At 67.2% G+C, this 23337-nt stretch carries 21 protein-coding genes and 1 tRNA gene; 18 read left to right on the forward strand and 4 right to left on the reverse strand.

Annotated features, from left to right (window positions below; all coding sequences use genetic code 11):
* The first annotated feature begins 45 nt into the window (after window positions 1-45).
* The 4 genes from rpsP to QSJ30_RS11290 all read left to right on the forward strand — a co-directional run bounded on the left by rpsP (window position 46) and on the right by QSJ30_RS11290 (window position 1909).
* A complete protein-coding gene (gene rpsP / locus QSJ30_RS11275; protein WP_243288668.1) occupies window positions 46-288 on the forward strand; it encodes a 30S ribosomal protein S16 in 243 nt (80 codons plus the stop codon).
* 63 nt (window positions 289-351) lie between these two features.
* The gene (locus QSJ30_RS11280; RefSeq protein WP_285609299.1) at window positions 352-606 is read left to right on the forward strand and encodes a KH domain-containing protein; all 255 of its coding nucleotides are present in this window, start codon (window positions 352-354) and stop codon (window positions 604-606) included.
* A gap of 254 nt (window positions 607-860) precedes the next feature.
* Window positions 861-1412, forward strand: a complete 552-nt coding sequence (locus QSJ30_RS11285) for a ribosome maturation factor RimM (RefSeq protein ID WP_285609301.1) — start codon at window positions 861-863, stop codon at window positions 1410-1412.
* An 11-nt stretch (window positions 1413-1423) separates the two neighbouring features.
* A complete protein-coding gene (locus QSJ30_RS11290; RefSeq protein WP_285609302.1) occupies window positions 1424-1909 on the forward strand; it encodes a DUF4442 domain-containing protein in 486 nt (161 codons plus the stop codon).
* Here QSJ30_RS11290 and QSJ30_RS11295 read toward each other — a convergent pair.
* From QSJ30_RS11295 to QSJ30_RS11310, 4 genes are read right to left on the reverse strand one after another with little or no spacing between them, the layout of a single operon-like run.
* Complete coding sequence (locus QSJ30_RS11295) at window positions 1906-2514, reverse strand: MarC family protein (protein WP_285609303.1); 609 nt, start codon at window positions 2512-2514, stop codon at window positions 1906-1908. The two genes, QSJ30_RS11290 and QSJ30_RS11295, sit on opposite strands and share 4 nt — an antisense overlap.
* A 53-nt stretch (window positions 2515-2567) precedes the next feature.
* Window positions 2568-2882, reverse strand: a complete 315-nt coding sequence (locus QSJ30_RS11300; RefSeq protein WP_285609304.1) for an Mpo1-like protein — start codon at window positions 2880-2882, stop codon at window positions 2568-2570.
* Between the two features lie 49 nt (window positions 2883-2931).
* A complete protein-coding gene (sppA, locus tag QSJ30_RS11305) occupies window positions 2932-4704 on the reverse strand; it encodes a signal peptide peptidase SppA (protein ID WP_285609306.1) in 1773 nt (590 codons plus the stop codon).
* 42 nt (window positions 4705-4746) lie between these two features.
* Window positions 4747-5289: an NADPH-dependent FMN reductase gene (locus QSJ30_RS11310; protein ID WP_285609307.1), complete on the reverse strand. Its 543-nt coding sequence runs from the start codon at window positions 5287-5289 to the stop codon at window positions 4747-4749.
* An 80-nt stretch (window positions 5290-5369) separates the two neighbouring features.
* Between QSJ30_RS11310 and QSJ30_RS11315 the strand changes: the two genes are divergently transcribed.
* From QSJ30_RS11315 to QSJ30_RS11380, 14 genes are all read left to right on the forward strand, one after another.
* On the forward strand, window positions 5370-5798 hold the full coding sequence (locus QSJ30_RS11315) for a BrxA/BrxB family bacilliredoxin (protein WP_285609308.1): 429 nt from the start codon (window positions 5370-5372) through the stop codon (window positions 5796-5798).
* A gap of 45 nt (window positions 5799-5843) precedes the next feature.
* Window positions 5844-6962 carry a CaiB/BaiF CoA transferase family protein gene (locus QSJ30_RS11320; RefSeq protein ID WP_285609309.1) on the forward strand — a complete coding sequence of 373 codons (1119 nt, stop codon included), beginning with the start codon at window positions 5844-5846 and terminating at the stop codon, window positions 6960-6962.
* Entirely contained in the window at window positions 6959-7366 is a 408-nt protein-coding gene (locus QSJ30_RS11325; protein WP_285609310.1) for a DciA family protein, read from the forward strand. Before QSJ30_RS11320 ends, QSJ30_RS11325 begins: the two co-directional genes overlap by 4 nt.
* A gap of 48 nt (window positions 7367-7414) precedes the next feature.
* Window positions 7415-7491 (forward strand) — tRNA-Pro (locus tag QSJ30_RS11330).
* Between the two features lie 455 nt (window positions 7492-7946).
* A complete protein-coding gene (gene cutA / locus QSJ30_RS11335) occupies window positions 7947-8273 on the forward strand; it encodes a divalent-cation tolerance protein CutA (protein WP_285609311.1) in 327 nt (108 codons plus the stop codon).
* 32 nt (window positions 8274-8305) lie between these two features.
* The gene (glpX, locus tag QSJ30_RS11340; protein WP_285609312.1) at window positions 8306-9286 is read left to right on the forward strand and encodes a class II fructose-bisphosphatase; all 981 of its coding nucleotides are present in this window, start codon (window positions 8306-8308) and stop codon (window positions 9284-9286) included.
* Window positions 9287-9295: 9 nt separating this feature from the next.
* Window positions 9296-9757 (forward strand): DUF4442 domain-containing protein, encoded by a 462-nt coding sequence (locus tag QSJ30_RS11345; RefSeq protein WP_285609313.1) that lies wholly within the window; start codon window positions 9296-9298, stop codon window positions 9755-9757.
* Window positions 9758-9789: 32 nt separating this feature from the next.
* A complete protein-coding gene (locus tag QSJ30_RS11350) occupies window positions 9790-11814 on the forward strand; it encodes a M13 family metallopeptidase (protein WP_285609316.1) in 2025 nt (674 codons plus the stop codon).
* A gap of 51 nt (window positions 11815-11865) precedes the next feature.
* A complete protein-coding gene (locus tag QSJ30_RS11355) occupies window positions 11866-13872 on the forward strand; it encodes a M13 family metallopeptidase (RefSeq protein ID WP_285609318.1) in 2007 nt (668 codons plus the stop codon).
* A gap of 4 nt (window positions 13873-13876) precedes the next feature.
* Window positions 13877-14503, forward strand: a complete 627-nt coding sequence (locus QSJ30_RS11360) for an outer membrane beta-barrel protein (RefSeq protein WP_285609320.1) — start codon at window positions 13877-13879, stop codon at window positions 14501-14503.
* A 23-nt stretch (window positions 14504-14526) separates the two neighbouring features.
* Window positions 14527-16176 (forward strand): dipeptidase, encoded by a 1650-nt coding sequence (locus QSJ30_RS11365; protein WP_285609322.1) that lies wholly within the window; start codon window positions 14527-14529, stop codon window positions 16174-16176.
* A gap of 115 nt (window positions 16177-16291) precedes the next feature.
* Entirely contained in the window at window positions 16292-18070 is a 1779-nt protein-coding gene (locus tag QSJ30_RS11370) for a M1 family metallopeptidase (protein WP_285609324.1), read from the forward strand.
* Between the two features lie 99 nt (window positions 18071-18169).
* Window positions 18170-20212, forward strand: coding sequence for an OPT family oligopeptide transporter (locus QSJ30_RS11375; RefSeq protein ID WP_285609326.1), 2043 nt, complete (start codon window positions 18170-18172; stop codon window positions 20210-20212).
* A 212-nt stretch (window positions 20213-20424) separates the two neighbouring features.
* Window positions 20425-23334, forward strand: coding sequence for a TonB-dependent receptor (locus tag QSJ30_RS11380; RefSeq protein WP_285609328.1), 2910 nt, complete (start codon window positions 20425-20427; stop codon window positions 23332-23334).
* The last annotated feature ends 3 nt before the right edge of the window (window positions 23335-23337 follow it).

Consider the following 23337-nt stretch of genomic DNA (forward strand, 5'->3'; position numbering starts at 1 on the left):
GCGGAAGCCCTTTCCGAGATACACTTTCCTGCTCAGGGAGTGCCCATGCTTTCGATCCGTCTTGCTCGCAATGGTGCCAAGAAGCGCCCGTTCTACCACATCGTCGTCTCCGAGAACGACCGCATCCCCACTGGCCGCGCCGTGGAGGTGCTGGGCTTCGTGAACCCCATCGCCGGTTCCGGCGAAGAGGTCCGCATCGACGCCGAGAAGGCGAAGTCCTGGCTCCAGAAGGGCGCCCAGCCCTCCAAGACCGTGCTCGATCTGTTCAAGAAGAACCAGATCCTGTAATCCGGTTTCCGACGTCCGAAAGCCGGGCCCTGGTCCGGCTTTCTTTGTTCGTGGAGCGACCACATGAATCCCGAAGCCTTCCTGCGTGATGTGCTGACCCCCCTGCTGGACCACCCGGAGGCGCTCCGGGTCGAGGTCAGCGGCGAAGGGAAGAAGCGCGACGTGCTGGTCTTCGCCAATCCCCGGGATCGCGGGCGCATCATCGGCAAGCACGGGCGCATGATCTCGGCCCTCCGCACCCTCTGCAAGGTCGCCGGCGAGAAGGCCGGCCTGGCGGTGAACCTCGAGCTGGATGACGAGGACGAACGGGAGGCTTAGGGCCTGGCTCCAGAATGGGGCGCGGCCCAAGCGAGACAAGGAAAGCGACGATGGCAATAGCGGCACTATTGACGAGGAGCTTGACGCAGGATCGCGCCGGGCGCCGCCCCTTGCCCTCCGGGACGGGCCCAGCCGCGCGCTCAGGTGCGTCACCGCGCTTGAACGATGTCCCGCATCGCCCTGCGCGCGCTTTCTTCCTGGATCACGCGGCTGGACCCGTCGCGGCTCGCATCCATTTTGAAGGCAGGCCCTAAATGCTGCTGGCAGGCCATCTGGCCAAGGTCCAGGGACTCAAGGGCGAGTTCCTCTTCCATTCCGTCATGGACGAGCCGGACCGGCTGGAGGGCATGGCGGGCCTGGTCCTGGCTCCGCCTCAAATGGACCTCGAGCATGGCGAAGCGGCTTCCCCGGCCCGGCCCGTGAAGCTGCGGAGCTTCCGCTGGCACCAGGACCGGCCCTGCCTCGCCTTCGCCGAGGTGCCCGACCGCACGGCCGCCGAGACCCTGAAGGGCTGGGCGCTGTGGATGCCCGAAGCGGCCGCCACGCTCTCCGAGGGCGAGACCTTCCGGCACCAGTGGATCGGCTGCGAGGTCTTCATCGGCGGGCGCAAGGTGGGCGAGGTGCTGCGCCTGGATCCCGGCCCCGCCGGCTACGACATGGTGGTGATGCGCGACCTGCGGCCCGGCCGCACGGGCCAGCGCGACATCCCCTACATCAAGGCCTGGTGGACCCTGGACCTGCCGAACCGCCGCCTGGACCTGGATCCCCCGGAAGGTCTGCTGGACGTGAACCAGGTCGGAAGCTGACAATCGGAGCCATGTCCCCCCGCTTCGAACGCCTGAAACAGACCTTCGGCATGCGCCTGTTCGGGTGGCTGAAGATCCCCCTCCTGGCCTCCGTGCGCCCCAGCGTGGTCGAGCTGACGGAAGCCCGCTGCGTCGTGCGGATTCCGCTCCGGCGCTGGACCCGGAACCACCTGGGCTCCATGTATTTCGGCGCCCTGGCCATCGGTGCGGACTGCGCCGGGGGGCTGCTGGCCATGGACCAGATCAAGCGCTCCGGGAAGCCGGTCTCCCTGGTCTTCAAGGCCTTCCAGGCCACCTTCCTGAAGCGCCCGGAATCCGATGTCTACTTCATCTGCGAGGAAGGCGCCGCCATCCGCGACCAGGTGCGCCGCACCCTGGAATCGGAGGAGCGCATCACCGAGCCCATGCGCATCCAGGCCTCGGTGAAGCTGCCGGACGGCACCTTCGAGCCCGTGGCGGAGTTCACGCTGGAGCTGAGCCTCAAGCGGCGCAGCTAGGCGACCCGCAGCTGCAGCACGAACTTCTGGATGCCGGCCAGCAGCATCTCGATGGCGATGGCCGTCAGCACCAGGCCCATGAGCCGCTCGAAGGCCAGGGTGACCTTCTCGCCGAGGAAGTCGGCGATCTTCTCCGCGAAGCCGAGCACCACCGCCGAGACCGCCATGGCCACGGACAGGGCGCCCAGCCATTCCCAGAGCCGCTGAGGCTCCCGGCTCACCAGCAGCAGCACCGTGGCGATGGCCGAGGGCCCGGCGATGAAGGGGACCGCCAGCGGCACGAGGAAGGGCTCCCCGTGGACCGGGAGGTCCGTGGGCCCCTCCGGGTGGGGGAACACCATCTTCAGCGCGATGAGGAAGAGGATCACGCCGCCGGCGATGCCCAGCGAGGTGTCCGTCAGGTGCATGAGGCGCAACACCGTCTGGCCGAAGAGGGCGAAGAACAGCAGGATGGCGAAGGCGAACAGCACCTCCCGGATGATGATCCGCTGGCGCCGGGCCGGATCCACCTGGCGCAGCAGCCCGATGAAGACCGGGATATTGCCCAGGGGATCCGTCACCAGCACCAGCAGGATGATGGCCGAGACGAAGGAGGAGGAATCCATGGCCTTTCAGCATAGCCCTGGAACCGGTCCCCCTTGGAAGGGAAGGCCCTCCCTCAGACCGAGGAGACCTCGCGCTTCAACACCTTGGCAAACCACCAGCGGAGGCCCACCAGCAGGAATCGCCAGTCCTTGAAAAATTCCGGCGGCTTCCCTTCCACCGCATGCCCCAGGAACTGGAAGCACCAGCCCACGCCGAAGAAGAGCAGGCCGACCTTCCAGAAGCCCGGGCTCAGTGGAGCCGCCAGCAGCAGGAGGACCGACAGGGCCACCAGGGGGATCCCGACGGTATGGCAGGCCCGGTTGACGGGATGCTGGTGGCTTTGCGCATAGGCCTGGATCCATTCGGCCATGGGTCTGGTTCCGAGCATGGGTATCTCCTGGCACTGCGAGGCATCGTGCCCGGCGGGGCGGATCAGGTCACTTCAGTTCGAGTTCGAAGGGCAGCCGGGCGTAGACGCCCTGGGGATCGTTCAGCGAGGTCAGCAGGTCCAGCTGGTGCCGGAAGCCGTCCACGAGGCCGTCCACGGGACCCGGCTTCGCCAACTTGCGGGACTTCCCACCCAGGTTCTTCAGGAGCTCCTTGAGGGCGTCCGGCTCGCGCTCCGGCCCCACGACCTGGTAGTCATCCCCGGCCTTGATCCGCGAAGCCGCGTGCTTCACCGCCGCCTCGAGCCCCCCGATCTCGTCCACCAGCCCCAGCTTCACGGCCTCGTGACCGGACCACACGCGGCCCTGGGCGATCTCGTGGACCGCCTCCTTCTTCATCTTCCGGCTGTCGGCGACCTTGGCCACGAACTGCTCGTAGATGCGATCCACCAGGCCCTGGATGCGGGCCAGCTCCAGGTCGTTCTTGGGGCGGGCCAGGGTCATGGGGTTGGCCAGCTTGGCCGTCTGCACGCTGTCCCAGGTGATGCCGTGCTCGTTGGCCAGCTTCTTCACGTTGGGCAGCAGGCCGAAGACGCCGATGGAACCGGTGATGGTGCTGGGTTCCGCGAAGATGCGGTCGCCATAGGTGCTGATCCAGTAGCCGCCCGAGGCCGCCAGGTGGCCCATGGACACCACGAGGGGCTTCGCCTTCTTGGTGAGGATGACTTCGCGCTGGATGAGCTCCGAGGCCGCGGCGCTGCCGCCGGGGCTGTTCACGCGGAGCACCACCGCCTTGATGCGGTCATCCAGGCGCAGGCGGCGCAGCTCGCGGCTGAGGCGCTCCCCGCCCACCTGGTTGGCCTTCCCCTCGCCATCCACGATCTCGCCTTCGGCCACGACGACGGCGATGCGGGTCTTCCCGGTCCTCGCCTCGCCGGCGATGCCGGCGTAGGTGGCCAGGGTGATCTGGGGGAAGTCCTTGTCCTTGGGTTGCTTCCCGGCCAGCTTCTTCAGCTCGTCCAGCACCTCGTCATAGGGTGCGATGCGGTCCACCAGGCCCAGCTTCTTCGCCTCCTCGGCCTCCACGAGCCCCTTCTCGTCGGCGATGACCTGGAGGTCCGCGGGGGCCTTCTTGCGGTCCCTGGCGACGGTCTCCTTCCACTCGCCCCAGATGTCATCCAGCAGCTTCTGCACCTGCTCGCGGTTGGGGTCACTCATGCGGTCGGTAATGAAGGGCTCCACCGCGCTCTTGTACTTGCCCACGCGGGTGACCTGCACCTCCACGCCGTACTTCTTGAAGGCCTCGCCGAAGAACATGGGCTCGCTGGCCAGGCCGTTCACCTCCATCTCGCCGAAGGGGTTGATGAACACGGTGGTGGCGCCGGCGGCCAGGTAGTAGTCCCGCTTGGCCCAGCCCAGGTTGTAGGCCAGCACGGGCTTCTTGGCCTTGAACCGCTGGATGGCCTCCCGCAGCTCGCGCAGCTGGGCGGGGCCCGCCCCCTGGAGGCTGCCCGTGAGGAACAGCGCCGTGATGCGGCTGTCCGAAGCGGCCCGATCCAGGGCATCGATGGCCGCGGGCAGGGACTGGGTGCGCGCCCCGCCGCCGCTCAGGGCCTCGCTAAGGGCCTCGCTGGGCTCGGGATCGCGGTCCGCGTCGGACAGGCTGGTGTCCAGATCGAAGACCAAGACGGCCTTGCCCGGCACCGTGGGCTTCCCCGAGGATCCGATGGCCGCCAGCAGCCCGAAGAACAGGAAGATCGCCAGTCCGCCGGCCACCATCAGGGCCAGCAGCGCAGCGAAGAAACTCTTGAAGAAGTCCTTCATGACGGCTCCGGGAAGACGGTCCAGGATCGCATATCTCTGGGGCTACGAACGGAGCCGGGCTGCGAGGGCGAGAAAGCCGTCCAGGGTCTTCGGCACCGCCGCGGCGGTGCGGGGATCCGTCGGCACCCCCCGGGCGTCGAGCTGCTGGTCCGCGTGCGGGACCGTGATCGCGCCGGGGTAGGCCAGCGCGCCCATGTTCGCCAGCGTCGCCCGCCAGGCCACCAGGCCGCGGGCCCCGCCGAAGGCGCCGGGGCTGGCGGCGCACAGCAGCACCGGCAGGCCCTGCCAGGGGCTGGGGCCCATGGTGCTGAGCCAGTCCACCACGTTCTTCAGGTGGCCCGGGATGCCGGCGTTGTACTCCGGCGACACGATCAGCAGGCCCTGGGCCGCGTGGAGGGCGGCATGGAGGGCCTGCGCCTCCGCCGAGGGCGCCACGCCATCCTCGTAGAGCGGCAGGCGCAGGGCCGCTCCCGTGAAGGCGGAGACCTCGTGGCCCCTCGCCTCCAGCTCCGTCTCCAGGTGGCCCAGCAGGCGGGTGTTCAGGGACTCCGGGCGGAGACTTCCGCCCAGCAAGGCCATGCGCATGGTTCCTCCTCATCGGCCTGAATTGTGACCTGGATCAATCTTTACTTAATCGGTAAACTTTAAGCCCCGAGGAGGAAGTCGTGTCGAACTACCCCGAATACATGGTCGCCCCGATGCGTGAAGAACTGGTCCGGGAGGGCTTCCAGCAGCTCCTGACCCCGGCCCAGGTGGATGAGGCCCTCCAGCGCCCCGGCACCACCCTGCTGGTGGTGAACAGCGTCTGCGGCTGCGCCGCGGCGGGCGCCCGCCCCGGTGTCACCGAGGCCCTGCGCTCCCAGAACCTGCGCTTCGACCAGCTGGTGACCGTCTTCGCCGGCATGGAGAAGGACGCCACGGCCCAGGCCCGGGAGTACTTCGAGGGCGCCATGCCCACCAGCCCCCAGGCCGCCATCTTCAAGGACGGCCAGCTGGTCCACCTCATGCAGCGCCAGGATTTCCTGGCCCACAGCCCCGAGGAGATCGCCGCCACCCTCACCGAGGCCTACCGCCAGACCGTGGCCGCAGGCTGAGGAAGGCCCGCGGGACTTGAAGTAGGCTGGGTGTCGGAGAACCCGATGCCCAAGCCCCTGTCCCACTTCAGGATCGTGGATCTGTCCTGTGTGCTCGCAGGCCCCTTCTCGACCCAACTGCTGGCGGACTTCGGCGCCGAGGTGCAGAAGCTGGAACCTCCCGAGGGCGATCCCACCCGGGGCTGGGGCCCCCCCTTCGAAGACGCGGAATCCGGCGAAAGCGCCTACTTCCGCTGCGCCAACCGGGGCAAGCAGAGCCGCACCATCGACCTGCACACGGAAGAAGGACGGGCCGACCTCTTCGAGCTGCTGAAGGACGCCGATGTGCTGGTGGAGAACTTCCGCGCCGATTCCGCGGACCGCCTGGGCCTGGGCTGGAAGCGGCTCCACGCGAAATTCCCCAGGCTCATCCTGGCCTCCGTGCGGGGCTTCGCCTCGGATGTGACCGCCTCCCGCCGGGCCGGCTACGACTTCATCATCCAGGCGGAAAGCGGCTGGATGGCCATCACCGGTGAACCCGACGGCCGCCCCATGAAGATGGGCGTGGCCCTGGTGGACGTGCTGGCGGGCCTCTACTGCGCCAACGGCATCCAGGCCGCCCTGCTCCACCGGGAGCGCACCGGCGAGGCCATGCACATCGAGGTGCCCCTCATGGAAGCCGCCCTGGCGGGCCTCGTGAACGTCGCCGCCGGCGCCCTCATGACCGGCCAGCGGCCCGGACGCTGGGGCAACGCCCATCCCCAGATCGTCCCCTATCAGACCTTCTGCTGCACGGACGGCGACGTGGCCATCGCCGTGGGCAGCGACCGCCAGTTCGAGGTGCTGGCCATGTGGCTGAACCTGGACCTGGAGGCCCGCCCCGAGTGGCGGAAGAACCGGGGCCGCGTGCAGGACCGCGAGGAGCTGGTCGCCCTCATCGAGGCCCGCACCCAGGCCAGCACGGTCGAAGAAGTCCTCGCCTTCTGCGAAGCCAACGCCATCCCCGCCAGCCGGGTGCGGAGCGTGGACGAGGTGCTGTTCCGCCACGGCGGCGAACTCCACAACCTGCTCCAGCCCCTGTTCGAATCCGAGACCGGCGAGATGATCCCCACGCTGGCCACGCCCCTCCTGCTCAACGGGGAGCGCCCCTGCGCGCCCCTCCCTCCGCCCCGCTGGAACCCGTGAGGTCCAATCGCCGCCACGCCCCGCGCCTGGTGCCCCTGGGCGCCCGCCAGCCGGACCAGAAGGCCCTGGCCCGGCTCCGCCTGGCTTGGTCCTTCGTCGTCGGTCCCGCCCTGGCGGACCGCACCCGCCCTCTGCGTGTGGAGCGGAACGTGCTCGTGATGGGCTGCTGGGAGCTGACCCGCATCGGCCCCCTCCGCGACGCCGCCACCGCCGTGTGGCCCCAGATCCGCGACCGCATCCACCGGGCCCTGGATCTCAGCCTGACAGGCCTCCAGATCGTGCCCTGCGACCCTCCGCCGGAAACGCCCGCCCAGGCCCAGGATCCCGATCCCCTCCGCCGCGCCCTGCGCCTGCTCGAAGCCCGCCGCAAAGAGCGCGTCCGCCTCGGCCTGGAGAAGGAATAGCCCCAGACTGGACGCCCCCGGCCGTTTCCAGTACAGTCAAACCTTCGTCGGGGCGTGGCTCAGCCTGGTAGAGCGCTCGGTTCGGGACCGAGAGGTCGGAGGTTCGAATCCTCTCGCCCCGACCAATAAGAAAGGGGCCTGCGGGCCCCTTTCTTATTGGTCGGGAGCAGGCGAGAGGATTCGAACCTCCGAGTGGGACCGCCCGAGGCGTGCCTTGATGGCACGCCGAAGCGGGACCGGCGGCTGGCAGAGCCAGACGCAGTTCGAATCCGGGGCCTGGGTGGGTCGGAACCTCAGAAGGGTAAGCGGCCAACCTCCGAGTGGGATTTCGAAGGCGCCACTAGATGTGGCGCCGTAGAAAGACCGGCACACGGCGAAGCCGGGTGCGTTCGAATCCGGTGCCCTGGTGGGTCGGCGCCTGATACGGAGAATGGCCAACCTCCGAGTGGAATCCTGGAGCCGTCTTGCGGTCAGACCACCCAAATGCCCCAGGCAGGCCACCTGGCCTTTCGTGATCCGCCTTAGCCCCGCTCCCAAGCTACAATGACCGGTTCCGCCCGCCGGGCGGGGAGTCCACCCGATGAGCGACGCCTGCACCATCATGACCACCTGCGGCAGCGAGGAGACAGCCCTGACCATCGCCGCCGCCCTGGTGGATCAGGCCTATGCCGCCTGCGTGAACATCGTCCCCAGCATCAAGAGCTACTACTACTTCAAGGGCGAGACCCACCTCGATGAAGAGGTCATGCTCATCATCAAGACCACCCGGGAGCTCTTCCCGCAGGTATCGGAAGTGATCACCGACCTGCACACCTACGAAGTCCCCGAGATTCTTATGTTTCCCGTGGAGGCCGGTTCCGAGGGTTTCCTCGACTGGATCCACCAGAGCGTGAACCGGCTCGCCTGACCCTGCTTCGACCAGCCCCCGGGAGTCCCCCCATGGAACAGACCCTGTCCCTCGAATTCCTGCGCGTGGTCGAACAGGCGGCCATCGCCTGTTCCTCTTCCACCGGCCACGGTCGCCGCAAGCACAGCGACAAGCTGGCGGTGGAGGCCATGCGCCACGCCATGGAGACCGTCCGCATGGATGGCACCATCGTCATCGGCGAGGGGGAGCGCGACGAGGCGCCCATGCTGTTCATCGGCGAGAAGGTGGGCATGGGGGCTGACCTGGATGGCGACCATCCGGCCGTGGACATCGCCGTGGATCCCCTCGAGGGCACCAACCTGTGCGCCACCGGCGCCCCCAACGCCATCGCCGTGCTGGCGGCCACGGAAAAGGGCGGCCTGCTGCACGCGCCGGATCTCTATATGGAGAAGCTCGTCGTGGGGCCCTCCGCCAAGGGCAAGGTGAGCCTCGACGCCCCTGTGCAGGAGAATCTCGAGATCATCGCGAAATCCCTGGACCGCCAGGTGTCCGAGCTCACGGTCAGCGTCCTGGACCGGGACCGCCACGCCCAGCTCATCGCCGACATCCGCAAGGCCGGCGCCCGCATCCAGCTCATCGGCGACGGCGACCTCAGCGCCGCCATCAGCGCCGCCGTCAGCGGCACGGGCATCCACGCCGTCATGGGCACCGGCGGGGCCCCCGAGGGCGTCCTCTCCGCCGCCGCCCTGAAGTGCCTCAACGGCGAGATCCAGGGCCGCCTCAAGGTGGACACCAATACCGCCAGCCGCGAGAAGGCCGAGGCCATGGGCGTGGACTTCAACCGCATCTACTTCACGGATGACCTCTGCCCCGGCAAGCAGATCGTGTTCGCCGCCTGCGGCGTGACCCACGGCAACCTCCTGAAGGGCGTGCTGCACTTCGGGCACGGCGTCCGCACCTCCAGCCTCATCCTCACCTACGGCGCGCGCCAGGTCCGCTTCATCGACACCGTCCACATGAAGGAAGGCGAGAAGGTCACGGTCCGCTTCTAGGCATCGGCCTTGCGCGAATCCCTCCGCACCCGCCTCTTCCGCTGGGCATTCAACGTCTGGCCCTGCTTCCGGGGCACGGGCGCCCGGGTGGCCTTCATCGCCTCGGACTGGTCGGAGATCCGCGTGCGCCTGCCCCTCTCCTGGCGCACCCGGAACTACGTGGGCACCATCTTCGGCGGCAGCCTGTACGCCGGCGTGGACCCCTTCTACATGCTCATGCTGATCCACCTATTGGGGCCGGAGTACGTGGTATGGGACAAGGCCGCCTCCATCCGCTTCCGCAAGCCGGGCCGCAGCACCCTCTTCGCCACCTTCCGGGTGGATGAGGCCGAGGTGGCCGAGATCCGCCGCCTCCTCCGGGACCAGACCAAAGTGGACCGCACCTATCCCGTGGAGTTGCGCGACGGCCAGGGTGTCGTGCATGCGGAAGTGCAGAAGGTCATCCACATATCCCGTCGAATCCCTTCCTGATAGGCTTTTGGCATCATCTTACGAGGTTATTCATGGCTTCCCCCTTTCGCGCCTCACTCTGCCTCTGCCTGGGCTTGGCGGCCTTCTCCCTGGCCGCCCAGTCCAAGCCCGGCGTGGACCCGGCCAACCTCGACGCCACCGTGAAGCCCTGCGAGGACTTCTACCAGTACGCCAACGGCGGCTGGCTGAAGACCCACGGCATCCCCGCGGACAAGGCCCGCTACGGCGCCTTCGAGGAGCTGAACGAGCGGAATCGGGCCATCCTCCAGCAGATCCTGAACGAAACCAGCGCCAAGACCACCTGGGCCAAGGGCAGCGTCCAGCAGAAGGTGGGCGACTTCTACGCCTCCGGCATGAACGAGGCCGCCATCGAAAAGCGCGGCCTGTCGCCCCTCAAGCCCGTGTTCGCCACCATCGATGGACTGAAGGACGCGAAGCAGCTCCCCGCCCTGCTGGCCAAGCTGCACAACCAGGGCCTCTCCGGCGGCTTCGGGTTCTTCGTGGGCCAGGACATGAAGCAGTCCACCCGCTACATGGGCAACCTCTCGCAGGGCGGCACCGGGCTGCCCGACCGGGACTACTACCTGAAGGACGACGCCCGCAGCAAGGAGATCCGCGCCAAGTACGAAACCCACATCGCCAAGATGCTGGAGCTGGCGGGCGACGCGCCCGGGCTGGCCCGGGCTCGCGCGAAGGTGGTACTGGATCTGGAGACCCGCATGGCCCAGGCCCAGTGGAGTCGCGTGGAGATGCGGAATCCCCAGAAGCGATACAACAAGCGCACCCTGGACCAGCTCGTCGAGGAAGCGCCCGGCTTCGACTGGAAGGGCTATCTCAAGGCCCGCGGCGTGAAGCTGGCGGATCTCAACGTCAGCCAACCCTCCTTCTTCCAGGTCTTCGGCAAGCTGGCTTCCGAAGTGCCCGCTCCCCAGTGGCGCACCTACCTGCGCTGGCACGCCGTGAGCAGCTGCGCGAGCCTCCTGCCCAAGGCCTTCGGCGATGAATCCTTCGCCTTCCAGGGGAAGGTGCTGAACGGCACGCCTGAGCAGGAGCCCCGGGCCAAGCGCATCGAGGCGGCCACAGATCGCTCCCTGGGCGATGCCCTGGGCCAGCTCTACGTGAAGGTGGCCTTCCCGCCTGAATCGAAGAAGCGCGTGCTCGAGATGATCGAAAACATCCGCGTGGCCCTTCGGGAACGGATCACCGGGCTGGATTGGATGGGGTCCGAAACCAAGCAGCAAGCCATGAAGAAGCTCGATGCCATCGCCGTGAAGATCGGCTATCCCGACAAGTGGAAGTCCTACGCCTTCGACATCAAGCGCGACGACTACTTCGGGAATACCCGCCGGGCCGCCGCGTTCCGCGTCCAGGAGAACCTGGCCAAGCTGGGCAAGCCCCTCGACCGGAAGGAGTGGAACTGGACCCCGCCCACCGTCAACGCCTCGTACAACCCCTCCATGAACGACATCACCTTCCCCGCGGGCATCCTGCAGCCGCCCTTCTTCGATCCCAAGGCCGATGACGCGGTGAACTACGGCTCCCTGGGCTTCGTGATCGGCCACGAGATCACCCACGGCTTCGACGACAGCGGCAGCCAGTTCGACGCCGAGGGCAACCTGAAGAACTGGTGGTCCGAGGCGGACAAGAAGGCCTACCAGTCCCGCACGGACCTGGTGGTGAAGCAGTACGACGCCTACGAGCCCATCAAGGGCGAGCATGTGAACGGCAAGCTCACCTTGGGCGAGAACATCGCCGACATCGGCGGGCTGAAGATCGCCTTCGCCGCCTACCAGAACAGCCTCAAGGGCAAGCCGGTCCCGGCCCCCATCGACGGGTTCACCGGCCCCCAGCGCTTCTTCCTGGGCGCCGCCACCGTGTGGCGCAACCACATCCGCGAGGCGGCTCTCTCGCTGCGGCTCAAGACCGATCCCCACAGCCCCGGCCGGGAGCGCGTGAACGGGCCCCTCTCCAACCTGCCGGAATTCTACGATGCCTTCGGCTGCGCCGACGGCCAGCCCATGAAGCGCGACGCCAAGGTTCGTCCGACCATCTGGTGATCCATGCTCCGGAATGCTGCGCATTCCGGAGATAGAAAATAAGGAAATGGCATGAAGAACCGCTCCGTACTGCTCACCCTGGCGCTGATGGCGCCGCTCTCCGCCCAGGTGCCCTACAAGGGGTTCAATCCCGCGAACATTGACCCCACCGTGAAGCCCTGCCAGGACTTCTTCCAGTACGCCGTGGGCGGGTGGGCCAGGCGCACGGCCATCCCCGCCGAGTACGAGCGCTACGGCGTGGACCAGGAGATCGACACCCGCACCCACCAGATCCTGCGGGAGATCATGGCCTCTGCGGCGGCCGCCAAGGCCGCTCCCGGCTCTGAAGCCCAGAAGGTCGGGGACTTCTACGCCAGCGGCATGGACGAGGCCGGCATCGAGGCGGCGGGGCTCAAGCCCCTGGCTCCGCTGTTCGCCCGCATCGACAGCGTGAAGGATGCGGCCTCCCTGGCCGCGGTGCTGGCGGACCTCCACCGCCGGGGCGCCTTCGCGGGCTTCTATTTCGGCGTCGAGCAGGACGACAAGGAGAGCAGCCGCTACACCATGGTGCTGGCCCAGGGCGGCCTCGGTCTGCCGGACCGGGACTACTACCTGAAGGATGACGCCAAGTCGAAGGGACTCCTCGCCACCTACCGGGCCCACGTGGGGAAGATGCTCGCGCTGGCCGGTTCCGATCCCAGGGAGGCTGACCGCATCCTGGCCCTGGAGACGCGGCTCGCCAAGGCCAGCATGACCCGCGTGGAGCAGCGCGATCCCAATGCCATCTACCACGCGATGACCCCGGCCCAGGTCCGCGCCGCCGCGCCCGGCTTCCCCGCCGATCTCTACCTCAAGGCCCTGGGGGTCCCCGCCCCGGACCGCTTCGTGGTCCGCCAGCCCGCCTTCCTGGCGGAGCTGGGCCGCATGGTCCAGGAGATCCCAGCAGACCAGTGGCGCATCTACCTCCGCTGGACGCTGCTGCGCAACGCCGCCCCGGGCCTGCCTGCGGCCTTCGAGCAGGAGGCCTTCGCCTTCTACGGAACGCAGCTCCAGGGCACCACGGCCCAGCACCCCCGCTGGAAGCGGGTGATGTTCGCCGCGGACCGCGGCCTCGGCGAGGCGCTCGGCAAGCTCTACGTCCAGCGGGCCTTCCCCGCCACCAGCAAGGCCAAGGTCCTGGAGATGGTCGAGAACCTCCGCACGGCCCTGAGGGCCCGGATCGATGGCCTCGCCTGGATGACCGCCCCCACCAAGGTCAAGGCCCGGCAGAAGCTCGCCGCCATGCGCGTGAAGATCGGCTACCCGGACGCCTGGCGCGACTACGCGAAACTCGGGATCAAGCGCCAGCCTTACGTCCTGAACCTCCTGGAGACGCGGCGGTTCGAGTTCCAGCGGCGCCTGGCGAAGCTGGGGAAACCCATCGACCGGAACGAATGGGAGATGACCCCCCAGACCAACAACGCCTACTACAGCCCCACCATGAACGAGATCGTGTTCCCCGCGGGCATCCTCCAACCGCCCTATTTCGACGCAACGGCCGATGACGCCGTGAACTACGGGAACATCGGGGCCACCATCGGCCACGAGATGACCCACGGCTTCGATGACGAGGGCCGCCAGTACGACGCCGACGGCAACCTCAAGAGCTGGTGGACTCCCGAGGACGAGAAGGCCTACAACGTCCGCGCCGCCCTGGTGGTGAGCCAGTTTGATGCCTTCGAGCCCCTGCCCGGCCTCAAGCTCAACGGCAAGCTCACCCTGGGCGAGAACATCGCCGACCTGGGCGGCCTCAAGATCGCCTGGGACGCCTGGAAGCTGAGCCAGAAGGGCAAGGCCCCCGTGGGCCGGATCGAAGGTTTCACCCCCGAGCAGCGGTTCTTCCTGGGCTACGCTGAGACATGGCGGACCCTCACCCGGGAGGAGGCCACGCGCCTCCGTGTCGTCACCGACCCCCACAGCCCCGCCAAGTTCCGCGTCAACGGGCCCCTGGCCAACCTTCCCGAATTCTATGAAGCGTTCGACTGCAAGGACGGCGACCCACTGAAGCGGCCCCTCAACGAACGACCTTCCATCTGGTGACGCCATGACGCGATCCACCCTCTCCCTGATCCTCCTGTCCGCTCTGGCGCTGCCCCTCAGCGCCCAGAGCGATCCCGGCGGCGAACGCACCGGCATCGCCGTGTCCTACCTGGCCCCGGTGGACAACCTGGACTCGGTGTTCAACCCCGGGTTCCAGGTGGGCTTCCAGATCCACTTCAACCGCGAAAGCCGCCACCTGGGGCGCTTCCGCATGGACTACCTGCGCATGGATGCCAAGCGCCCCGTGGTGGCGGGCACGCTCCTCACGCTGAGCGGCACCACCTGGGTGACGTCTCCGCTGATGGCCGACAGCCGCATGGAGGCCTACAGCGTGGCCTACGAGTGGATGCCCCACGTGGAGGAGCCCGCCCGCCACGGCCTGTTCGGCATCTTCGGCGTGGGGGGCACCCTGTGGAACGAGACCATGCGGAACCCCGTGCTCTTCGGCGGCAGCCACACGGACACCAAGTGGGGGCTCACCCTCAGCGGCGGCGCGGGGTGGCGGTTCAACCCGGCCTTCTCCGTGGAGGCCCGCTATGTCTACAGCGACCTGGCCTTCCACGAGCATCGTGATGTCCGCTACGGTTCCACCCGGTCGTTCCTGACCTGTGGCGCCACCTTCCGATTCTGATGGACCTGTTTCGAGGACTTTCCATGCGTCTCCGCCCCATCGTCCTGCTCGCCACCCTCCTCGCCGCCGGCGCGGCCCTGGAGGCCTGCACCAACCTGCTCGTCACCAAGGGCGCGAGCAAGGACGGCTCGACCATGATCACCTACGCCGCTGACAGCCACACGCTCTACGGCGAGCTCTACTTCAAGCGCGGCGGGCGCCATCTGCCCGGCGAGATGCGCGAGATCCGCGAGTGGGACAGCGGCTACACCTTCGACACGGGCAAGAGCCTCGGGAGCATCCCCGAAGCGCCGGTGACCTACACCCGCGTGGGCAACATGAACGAGCACCAGCTCACCATCGCCGAGACCACCTTCGGCGGGCGGAAGGAGCTGCACGTGCCCAGCGGCATCGTGGACTACGGCAGCCTCATCTACATCGGGCTGGAGCGCGCCAGAACCGCCCGCGAGGCCATCGAGGTGATGACCAGCGTCGCCGAGACCTACGGCTACGCCTCCGAGGGCGAGAGCTTCTCCATCGCCGATCCGGATGAGGTGTGGATCCTCGAGATGATCGGCAAGGGCAAGGGCCAGAAGGGCGCCCTATGGGTGGCCTACAAGCTCCCCGACGGCACCATCAGCGCCCACGCCAACCAGGCCCGCATCCGCCAGTTCCCCCAGAACGACCCCAAGACCGCGCTCTTCAGCAAGGACCTCATCCCCTTCGCCCGGGAGAAGGGCTGGTTCAAGGGCGCGGACAAGGACTTCAGCTTCGCCGACACCTACGCGCCCCTCACCTTCGGCGCCCTGCGCGCCTGCGAGGCCCGCGTCTGGAGCCTGTTCCGCCGCGCCGCCCCCAGCCTGAACATCCCCATCGACTACGTGAAGGCGGAGAAGGGCGCCAAGCCCATGCCCCTCTTCATCAAGCCCGACCAGAAGCTGGACGTGCGAGACGTCATGCAGCTCATGCGCGACCACTACGAGGGCACCGAGTTCGACATGACCAAGGATGTGGGCGCCGGCCCCTACAAGCTGCCCTACCGCTGGCGGCCCATGGGCTTCAAGATCGACGGCCAGGACTACGTCCACGAGCGCGCCATCAGCACCCAGCAGACCGGCTTCTCCTTCGTGAGCCAGGCCCGCGGCTGGATGCCGGCTCCCGTGGGCGGCGTGCTCTGGTTCGGCGTGGATGACACCTACACCACCGTGTACGTTCCCATCTCCTGCGGCATCAAGGAACCGCCGAAAGCCTTCGCCATCGGCACCGGCAACTTCGATTCCTTCAGCTGGGACAGTGCCTTCTGGACCTTCAATTTCGTGAGCAACTACACCTACACCCGCTGGAGCGACATGATCGTCGACGTCCAGAAGGTGCAGCGCGAGTTCGAGGGCCGCTTCCTGGCCGACCAAGCCGAGGTGGACCACACGGCCCTGAACCTCTACAAGCAGGATCCCGGGCTCGCCAAAGACTACCTCACCCGGTACGCCGGCCAGCAGACCGAGCAGCTCATGGCCCGCTGGAAGAAGCTGGGCGAGTCCCTCATCTGGAAGTACCTGGATGGCAACGTCCGCAACGAGAAGGGCGAGGTCACCCACCCCAAGGCCCCCGAGGACTGGCTGCGCTGCATCGTCAAGGACCACGGAGATGTCATCAAGGTGAAGAAGGTGGATGGGTTGGCTCCCGACGAAGAGTAGTCCCGGGCTGGAAACCCGCGGTTCCCATATGGAAGGCCCCGCTTGCGGGGCCTTCCCAGTTGTGATCTCTGCTATTCCAGACCCTGTGGGATGATGGCGGGTTCCCCGAGGTTTTATGCACCGCCCTGATCCGCATTCCTACTACGATGCTGCCCAGCCCAAGGCCCGGCGCCTCCGTTTGAAGCTGGGCGTGGACTTCACCGCCAAGCGCATCGACGGGGAAGTGGTGCTGGAGTTCGACGACCCGGTTTCGGGCCCGCTCGACCTGGACACCAAGGGCCTGGAGATCCAGGCCGTGCAGGTACCGGGCCAGGGTCCCATCCCCTGGGAGCTGGGCGGGGCGGATCCCATCCTCGGCAGCCGCCTCCGGGTGACCGCGCCGGCTGGCACGAGGGAAGTCGTCATCCACTACCGTACCGCCCCGGACGCCATGGCCCTCCAGTGGCTGGATCCCGGGCAGACCGAGGGCAAGGTGGCGCCCTACCTCTTCAGCCAGTGCCAGCAGATCCACGCCCGCACCATGGTGCCCTGCCAGGACACGCCCATCGCGCGTGTCTCCTACCAGGCCGAGGTCACGGTGCCCGAGGGCCTCACGGCCGTCATGTCCGCGGGCCCCGATGGCGACGAGGCCACCGGGGACGGCCGCCACGTCTTCCGCTTCACCATGCCCCAGCCCATCCCCAGCTACCTGCTGGCCCTGGCCGTGGGACGCCTGGAATCCCGTGATCTGAGCCCTCGCAGCCGCGTCTGGGCCGAGCCGGAAACGGTCGCCGCCGCCGCCTGGGAGTTCGCGGGCGTGGAGGGCATGATCGCCAAGGCGGAGGGCCTCTTCGGGCCCTACCCCTGGGACCGCTACGACATGCTGGTGCTGCCGCCCTCCTTCCCCTACGGCGGCATGGAGAACCCCCGCATGACCTTCCTCACGCCCACGCTGCTGGCGGGGGACCGCAGCCTGGTGGACGTGGTGGCCCACGAGCTGGCCCACAGCTGGACCGGCAACCTCGTCACCAACGCCAGCATGGAGCACTTCTGGCTGAACGAGGGCTTCACCGTGTGGGCCGAGCGCAAGATCCTGCGCACCCTCCATGGCGACGACGCGGCCGCCCTGGGCTGGGCCATGGGCCAGAAGGCCCTGGAGGACAGCCTGGAGCGCTTCAAGAACGAGCCCCACCTCACCCTCCTGCGCCTGCACCTGGAGGGCATCGACCCCGACGACGCCTTCTCCAGCATCCCCTACGAGAAGGGCGCCCGCCTCGTGGCCGCCCTGGAGCGGCAGGTGGGCGAGGACCGCTTCCACCGCTTCCTCCGCGACTACATGGACGCCTTCCGCTTCACCTCCATCACCACCGAGCAGTTCTGCGCCTTCGTGGACGAGCAGCTGCCCGGCGCCCTGGCGGCGGTGAACGCCAAGGCCTACCTGGACGAGCCCGGGATCCCGGCCACCGCGCCCCAGTTCCGCAGCGCCCAGCTGGACGGCCTCACGACCCTGGCCGAAAGCTGGGCTGCGGGCGGACGGCCCACGCCCCAGCAGATCGCGGCCTGGACGCCTGCGGAGCTGCAGGTCTACCTCCAGAAGCTGCCCCGCCAGCTCAGCCAGGCCGACTGCGCGTGGCTGGACGCGCACCTCCAGCTGATGGACCGGGGCAACCACGAGATCCTGGTGGAGTGGCTCACCCTGGCCGCCGCCGCGGACTACGAGCCGGCCTTCGCCCGCATCCGCGAGGTGCTGATGCGCGTGGGCCGCATGAAGTACCTGCGGCCCCTCTACGGCGCCCTGGGCCAGCACGCCCGCACCCGCGCCCTGGCCCGCGAGATCTTCGCCGCCGCCAGCCCCGGCTACCACGGCCTGTCGCGCCGCGTGGTCCAGTCCGTCCTCGAGTCCTATCCCGCCTGAAGTCTCACCACCAAGACACCAAGAACTGAAAAAGATTTCTTTTCTGCCTTTCTTGGTGCCTTGGTGGTGATCAGTTTTCTCTAGTTCCAGGAGACCTCCATGTCCCAAGGATCCGAACCCCAGGAGATCAAGGGCCTGCCCTTGAATGCGCGTCGGCCGCTGAACCCCGGCGAAGCCTACGTTCCCCTGGTGCCCCAGGACGGCGTACCGGAAACCACGCCCCGGGCCATCACCATGGGTCTCATCTTCTGCGCCATCTTCAGCATGGCGGCCGCCTACCTGGCCCTGAAGCTGGGCCAGGGCATCGAGGCCGCCATCCCCATCGCCATCCTCGCCGTGGGCCTCAGCCGCTTCTTCCCCCGCAAGAACACGATCCTCGAAAACGTCATCGTCCAGTCCATCGGCGCCAACAGCAGCCACGTGGTAAGCGGCGCGGCCTTCACCATCCCCGCCCTCTACATCCTGGCCCAGACACCCGGCAGCGGCGTGCCCACGCCCACGCTCTGGCAGGTGGTGCTGGTGAGCTTCCTGGGCGGCTGCATCGGCATCCTATTCCTGGTGCCCCTGCGCCACCACTTCATGGTGGAGAACCACGGCATCTTCCCCTGGCCCGAAGCCACCGCCACCGCAGAGATCCTGGTGACGGGCGAGAAGGCCGGCAACCAGGCCAAGGAGCTGGCTGTCGCCGCCGGCATCGGCGCACTCTATGACGGCATCACCTCGATCTTCCGCGGCATGGGCGAGTACCTGCGGTTGGAGCATGTCTGGGTGGGTCGGGCCCTCCGCGACCGGTTCATGTCCTTCAACTTCCTGAACAGCGCCGCCACGCTGGGCATCGGCTACATCATCGGCCTGAAGTACTCCGCCGTGATCGCCGCCGGCTCGTTCTTCAGCATGTTCGTGCTGGTACCCCTCTTCCACGCCATCGGCCAGTACGTACCCCTGATCGTGGCCCCCGGCACCAAGCTCATCGCCGACATGACGCCGGAGCAGGTCTTCTTCTCCTACATCCGCATCGTGGGCGTGGGGGCCATCGCCGGCGCTGGCGTCATGGGCGTGCTGGCCTCCATGCCCAACATGATCCGCAGCATCATCAGCAACATGAAGGCCCTGATGAACCGCGATGCCGCTGCCGAATCCCCCAAGGCCGTGCGCACGGAACGAAGCCTTCCTGGCTCCATGATCGCCGTGGGCCTGGTCACCTGCACCGTCGGCACCATGGCCTTCCTCAGCTTCGGCGTGGGCATCCAGCACGCCCTGGTGCCCGCCCTGGTCGCCACCGTCGTGGTGATGGTCATCTCCTTCTTCTTCGCGCCTGTGGCGGCCCGCGCCATCGCCACCATCGGCACCAACCCCATCAGCGGCATGACCATGCTGACCCTTGTCATCACGGGCGTGCTGATGCTCAAGCTGAACTTCACGGGCGGCTACGGCATGTTCCTCACCATGATGGTGGGCGGCATCGTCTGCACGGCCCTGGCAGCCTCCGGCGCCTTCAGCACGGACCTCAAGATCGGCCACTGGATCGGCGCCACGCCCGCCCGGCAGATCGGCTGGAAGTTCGTGGGCACCTTCGTGGCGGCGCTCTTCACGGGCATCGCCATGTGGCTCATGGCCAAGCAGGTGAACCTGGACGGCACCATGGCCCTGGGCACCTCCATCCCTGCGCCCCAGGCCAGTGCCATGAAGGCCATCCTCGAAGGCATCTTCGGCACCGTGTCCATGCCCCTGCGCTGGTACGCCTTCGGCCTCGGCGTCATGCTCTCCGTCGTGCTGCGCATGGTGGAGCTGCCTGCCCTCGGCTTCGCCCTGGGCATGTATCTCCCCATCGAGCTGAACACCCCCCTGTTCCTGGGCGGCCTGCTGGCCCACTGGGTGAATCGGCCCAAGGCCGGCACCTCCGAAGCCGACGCCAAGGCCCGGGAGAACCGCGGCGTGCTCATCGCCAGCGGCCTCATGGCCGGCGGCGCCATCATGGGCGTGGTGGCCAGCTTCGTGAAGCTCAAGTGGACCGAGGGTTTCCCCATCCTCACGACCCACCAGGCCGAAGGCGCCCTGGGCGAATGGCTCGGCCTCACCGCCCTAGTGGCCCTGTGTCTCTACGTCGTCGTCTACAGCCGACGGGCCAGGGGCGAGGCGTAGCCGCCGCACACGGTGCTTCATCCGGACCGACGGATGTACCTGATGAAAGAGCCTAAGCAGCACGGTTGAACCGCAGGGCTGATGGTCAGCGTGGGCGCATTGACGACGAGGGCATCTTTTCCCTTGAAAAAGGCGACCTATCGCTGAACCATTTATCTGCTTAATCCACCCCATCCTCCTGATCCGGCTCGCGAAGCACCAAGGGAGGCAGCATGTTGTCCCCGCGGTCCGTCAGCTACTTGATCCCTCTTCTGCTGATCGCCGGCCCGCCGCTGCGGGGGCAGACGTCCACCACTGGGGCTGTCACCGGTCTGGTGTGTGACACCAGAGGCACACCCCTGGCGGGCGCCAGGGTTCGGGCGACCTCATCGCAAATCCAGCGAACGACCACCTCGGACCAGAAGGGCGGATTCCATCTCCCCCTGCTCAACCCCGGCGACTGGATCCTGGAGATCACGCTGGCGGGCCACTCCACGCTGTCCCTGCCCCTCACCGTCACCACCAACAATGTCCACCCTGTGAAAGTGAAGATGGCACCGTTGGGACAGGCGCGGGTTGAGGTTTTAGCCGCGACCCTGCAGGTGGACCTGAGCGCGAACACCCAGGGCTCCAGCTTTACCGCCCCCGACCTTGAGCGGTTGCCCACCGGCCGGGACTTGAGCGACATGCTCATGCTCGGGCCCGGGGTGGAGGATTCGGGCTTCACGAACACTGGCGCCACCAACTGGAATGGCAATCCCTCGGTGAGCGGCGCGTCTTCCCTGGAAAACCAGTACCTGCTCGATGGACTGCTGACGAACGACTTCCGCACCGGCTTCCAGGGCGCGGTCGTGCCGAAGGATTGGATCGAGCAGGTGGAGGTACAAACTGGCGGCTTCGCCCCGGAGTACTCGGCGCTCGGCGGTATCGTGGTGGCGGTCACCAAGCAGGGCACCAACACCTTCGCCGGTTCCCTGGCATACACCTCGACCATTCCGCAGTTGCAGGCACGCGCGAACTACAACCCGGCCGAGGGTCAGCTGAAGCCCAACGACCCGCAGCGGACCTGGGACTCCACCTTCACGGTCGGCGGGCCCCTGCTCAAGGGCCGCCTGTATTTCTTCCTCGGCGGTTATTTCAACCGGGTGGAGCCCGACCCGGCCTCCGTGACCCCCAACAACCAAGGTTTCAGGTCCGACCCACCGAAGGATGACACCCGCAACCTGTACGGCAAGGTGAACTGGTTCCCGCACCTGGACCATCAACTGATCCTCGTGCTCCAGGACCGCAACCGCGATCAGAGCCAGGACCACCGCTATCCCTCACCGAACGGCACCGCCCAGCTCGGCCGGTCGATCCATGACCGCACCCGAAACGTGAACCTCAACTGGGACTGGAGCATCAGCCCCTCGATGGTGCTGGCGGTGAAGGCTGGACGTTCCCAGTTCGACCTGAAGCGAAGGCCGACGGATGGCACCGAGGTGCGGGTAAACGACCTGATGTACTACAGCCCCTTGGGGCCCTGGGGCTCCCAGCCACTGCCCCCGTCCACCCTTCCCGGAAGCGGTTTCCAGTACGGTGGATTTGGGCCGTACAACCTGAATAACGCAATCACCACTCGTCAGGTGCGCGCCGATTTCACCTGGCTGCTGGACGGCCACGCCATCAAAGCCGGAGTGAGCCGAGTCATGCCGGAGTGGATCAGCCAGGGACAGACCACGGGCGGTTATGCCGTCAACATCTATCAATTCAACTCCGGACCCAATCAGTACCAATTCCGGGGTCTGCGGCGGATCTTCTCCTCCGGGGATTCGCGGGCCACCGGCGACTACTCCGCCCTCTACCTCCAGGACACCTGGGAGATCCGGCCGGGTTTCCACCTGATGTACGGGCTCCGCTACGAGGGCCAAGAGCAGCGCGACAACCAGGGGAGCACCTTCTTCAAGTTCACCCGGGCCAAGGATGTCACCCAGCCGCGCATCGGCTTCACCTGGGACCTGCAGGGCGACGGCCGAAGCAAGCTGAGCGGAAGCTACGGCCGCTACTACGAGCAGATCCCCCTGAACCCAGTGATGTCCACTGGGGGGGGCGGCGTGAACCTCTGGGAGAACTACAGCCCCGCCAGCGCCAGCTACGACCTCACGACCCGCGCCTGGGCCATTACAGGTCCTCCGGACGGCATCCCCGGGTTCGACCCGCGTCCGACCTTCGACATCGGCGCATTCTGGGGTACGCGTCCGCCCATCGCCGAGGGCATCCAGCTTCCGCAACGGGACGAGTACACCTTCGGCTACGACCACCAGTTCGCCAGCGGATGGCTGACCGGCGTCCACCTCCGCTGGCGCAAGCTGACCCATGTCATCGAGGATTCGGTCCCCACCGACCGCGACGGCAAACCCATCGACGGTAAAGGGTTCTCTATCCTCTGGAATCCCAAGTCCGGCGCCACCGTGCGCTGGCGGAACAATGCCCTGCACCGTGATCCCGGCGCGCTCAATGTGTGGGTGAACGATGTCTTCCCCACCGCCTACAACCTCTACCGGGCCATCGACTTCACCCTGGCCAAGCGCGGCCCCGACTACAGCCTCGAGCTCAGCTACACCCGCAGCCGCTTCGAGGGCTCCTACGAAGGCTTGGCCGTGCAGTTCCAGGCCAGTGCCAACCTGTCAGTCACCTACGACTATTGGCCCTATGTGGGCGTGGGCCTCCTGCCCCTCGACCACACCCACAGCCTGAAGCTGCTCGCCACCAAGAGCCTCCCGCTCTTTGGCCACACCTTCACCGTCGGTACCTTCACTCGGCTGGTGAGCGGTATCCCCAGTACCGATTGGGACGACACCAACAACTTCGGCGGCTACAACGGGGCGGTACACCCCATCGACGGCAGGTACGGCAACCACGGCCGCATGCCCACCCAGGTGGTATGCGACCTCATTCTGCGTTATGAGCTGCGCTTCAGCCGGGTCAAGGTCACGCCCTCCTTGAACGTGTTCAACTTGTTCAACCAGCGGACGGTTGTCGGCGTGGACGAGAGCAAAGCCTGGGGGGAGTATTCCTACCCGGAAGGCAACCCCAACTGGCGCCAACCCTGGGCCTGGCTCACCGGCCGCAACCTGAGCTGGGGCCTGTCCCTGACCTTCTGAGGC

The organism is Geothrix edaphica (assembly GCF_030268045.1).
GTDB classification, from domain to species: Bacteria; Acidobacteriota; Holophagae; order Holophagales; family Holophagaceae; genus Geothrix; species Geothrix edaphica.

Coding starts and splice junctions, on each gene's coding strand:
- rpsP (WP_243288668.1), top strand. CDS start 46: ATGCTTTCGATCCGTCTTGCTCGCAATGGTGCCAAGAAGCGCCCGTTC.
- QSJ30_RS11280 (WP_285609299.1), top strand. CDS start 352: ATGAATCCCGAAGCCTTCCTGCGTGATGTGCTGACCCCCCTGCTGGAC.
- QSJ30_RS11285 (WP_285609301.1), top strand. CDS start 861: ATGCTGCTGGCAGGCCATCTGGCCAAGGTCCAGGGACTCAAGGGCGAG.
- QSJ30_RS11290 (WP_285609302.1), top strand. CDS start 1,424: ATGTCCCCCCGCTTCGAACGCCTGAAACAGACCTTCGGCATGCGCCTG.
- QSJ30_RS11295 (WP_285609303.1), bottom strand. CDS start 2,514: ATGGATTCCTCCTCCTTCGTCTCGGCCATCATCCTGCTGGTGCTGGTG.
- QSJ30_RS11300 (WP_285609304.1), bottom strand. CDS start 2,882: ATGCTCGGAACCAGACCCATGGCCGAATGGATCCAGGCCTATGCGCAA.
- sppA (WP_285609306.1), bottom strand. CDS start 4,704: ATGAAGGACTTCTTCAAGAGTTTCTTCGCTGCGCTGCTGGCCCTGATG.
- QSJ30_RS11310 (WP_285609307.1), bottom strand. CDS start 5,289: ATGCGCATGGCCTTGCTGGGCGGAAGTCTCCGCCCGGAGTCCCTGAAC.
- QSJ30_RS11320 (WP_285609309.1), top strand. CDS start 5,844: ATGCCCAAGCCCCTGTCCCACTTCAGGATCGTGGATCTGTCCTGTGTG.
- cutA (WP_285609311.1), top strand. CDS start 7,947: ATGAGCGACGCCTGCACCATCATGACCACCTGCGGCAGCGAGGAGACA.
- glpX (WP_285609312.1), top strand. CDS start 8,306: ATGGAACAGACCCTGTCCCTCGAATTCCTGCGCGTGGTCGAACAGGCG.
- QSJ30_RS11350 (WP_285609316.1), top strand. CDS start 9,790: ATGGCTTCCCCCTTTCGCGCCTCACTCTGCCTCTGCCTGGGCTTGGCG.
- QSJ30_RS11355 (WP_285609318.1), top strand. CDS start 11,866: ATGAAGAACCGCTCCGTACTGCTCACCCTGGCGCTGATGGCGCCGCTC.
- QSJ30_RS11360 (WP_285609320.1), top strand. CDS start 13,877: ATGACGCGATCCACCCTCTCCCTGATCCTCCTGTCCGCTCTGGCGCTG.
- QSJ30_RS11365 (WP_285609322.1), top strand. CDS start 14,527: ATGCGTCTCCGCCCCATCGTCCTGCTCGCCACCCTCCTCGCCGCCGGC.
- QSJ30_RS11370 (WP_285609324.1), top strand. CDS start 16,292: ATGCACCGCCCTGATCCGCATTCCTACTACGATGCTGCCCAGCCCAAG.
- QSJ30_RS11375 (WP_285609326.1), top strand. CDS start 18,170: ATGTCCCAAGGATCCGAACCCCAGGAGATCAAGGGCCTGCCCTTGAAT.
- QSJ30_RS11380 (WP_285609328.1), top strand. CDS start 20,425: ATGTTGTCCCCGCGGTCCGTCAGCTACTTGATCCCTCTTCTGCTGATC.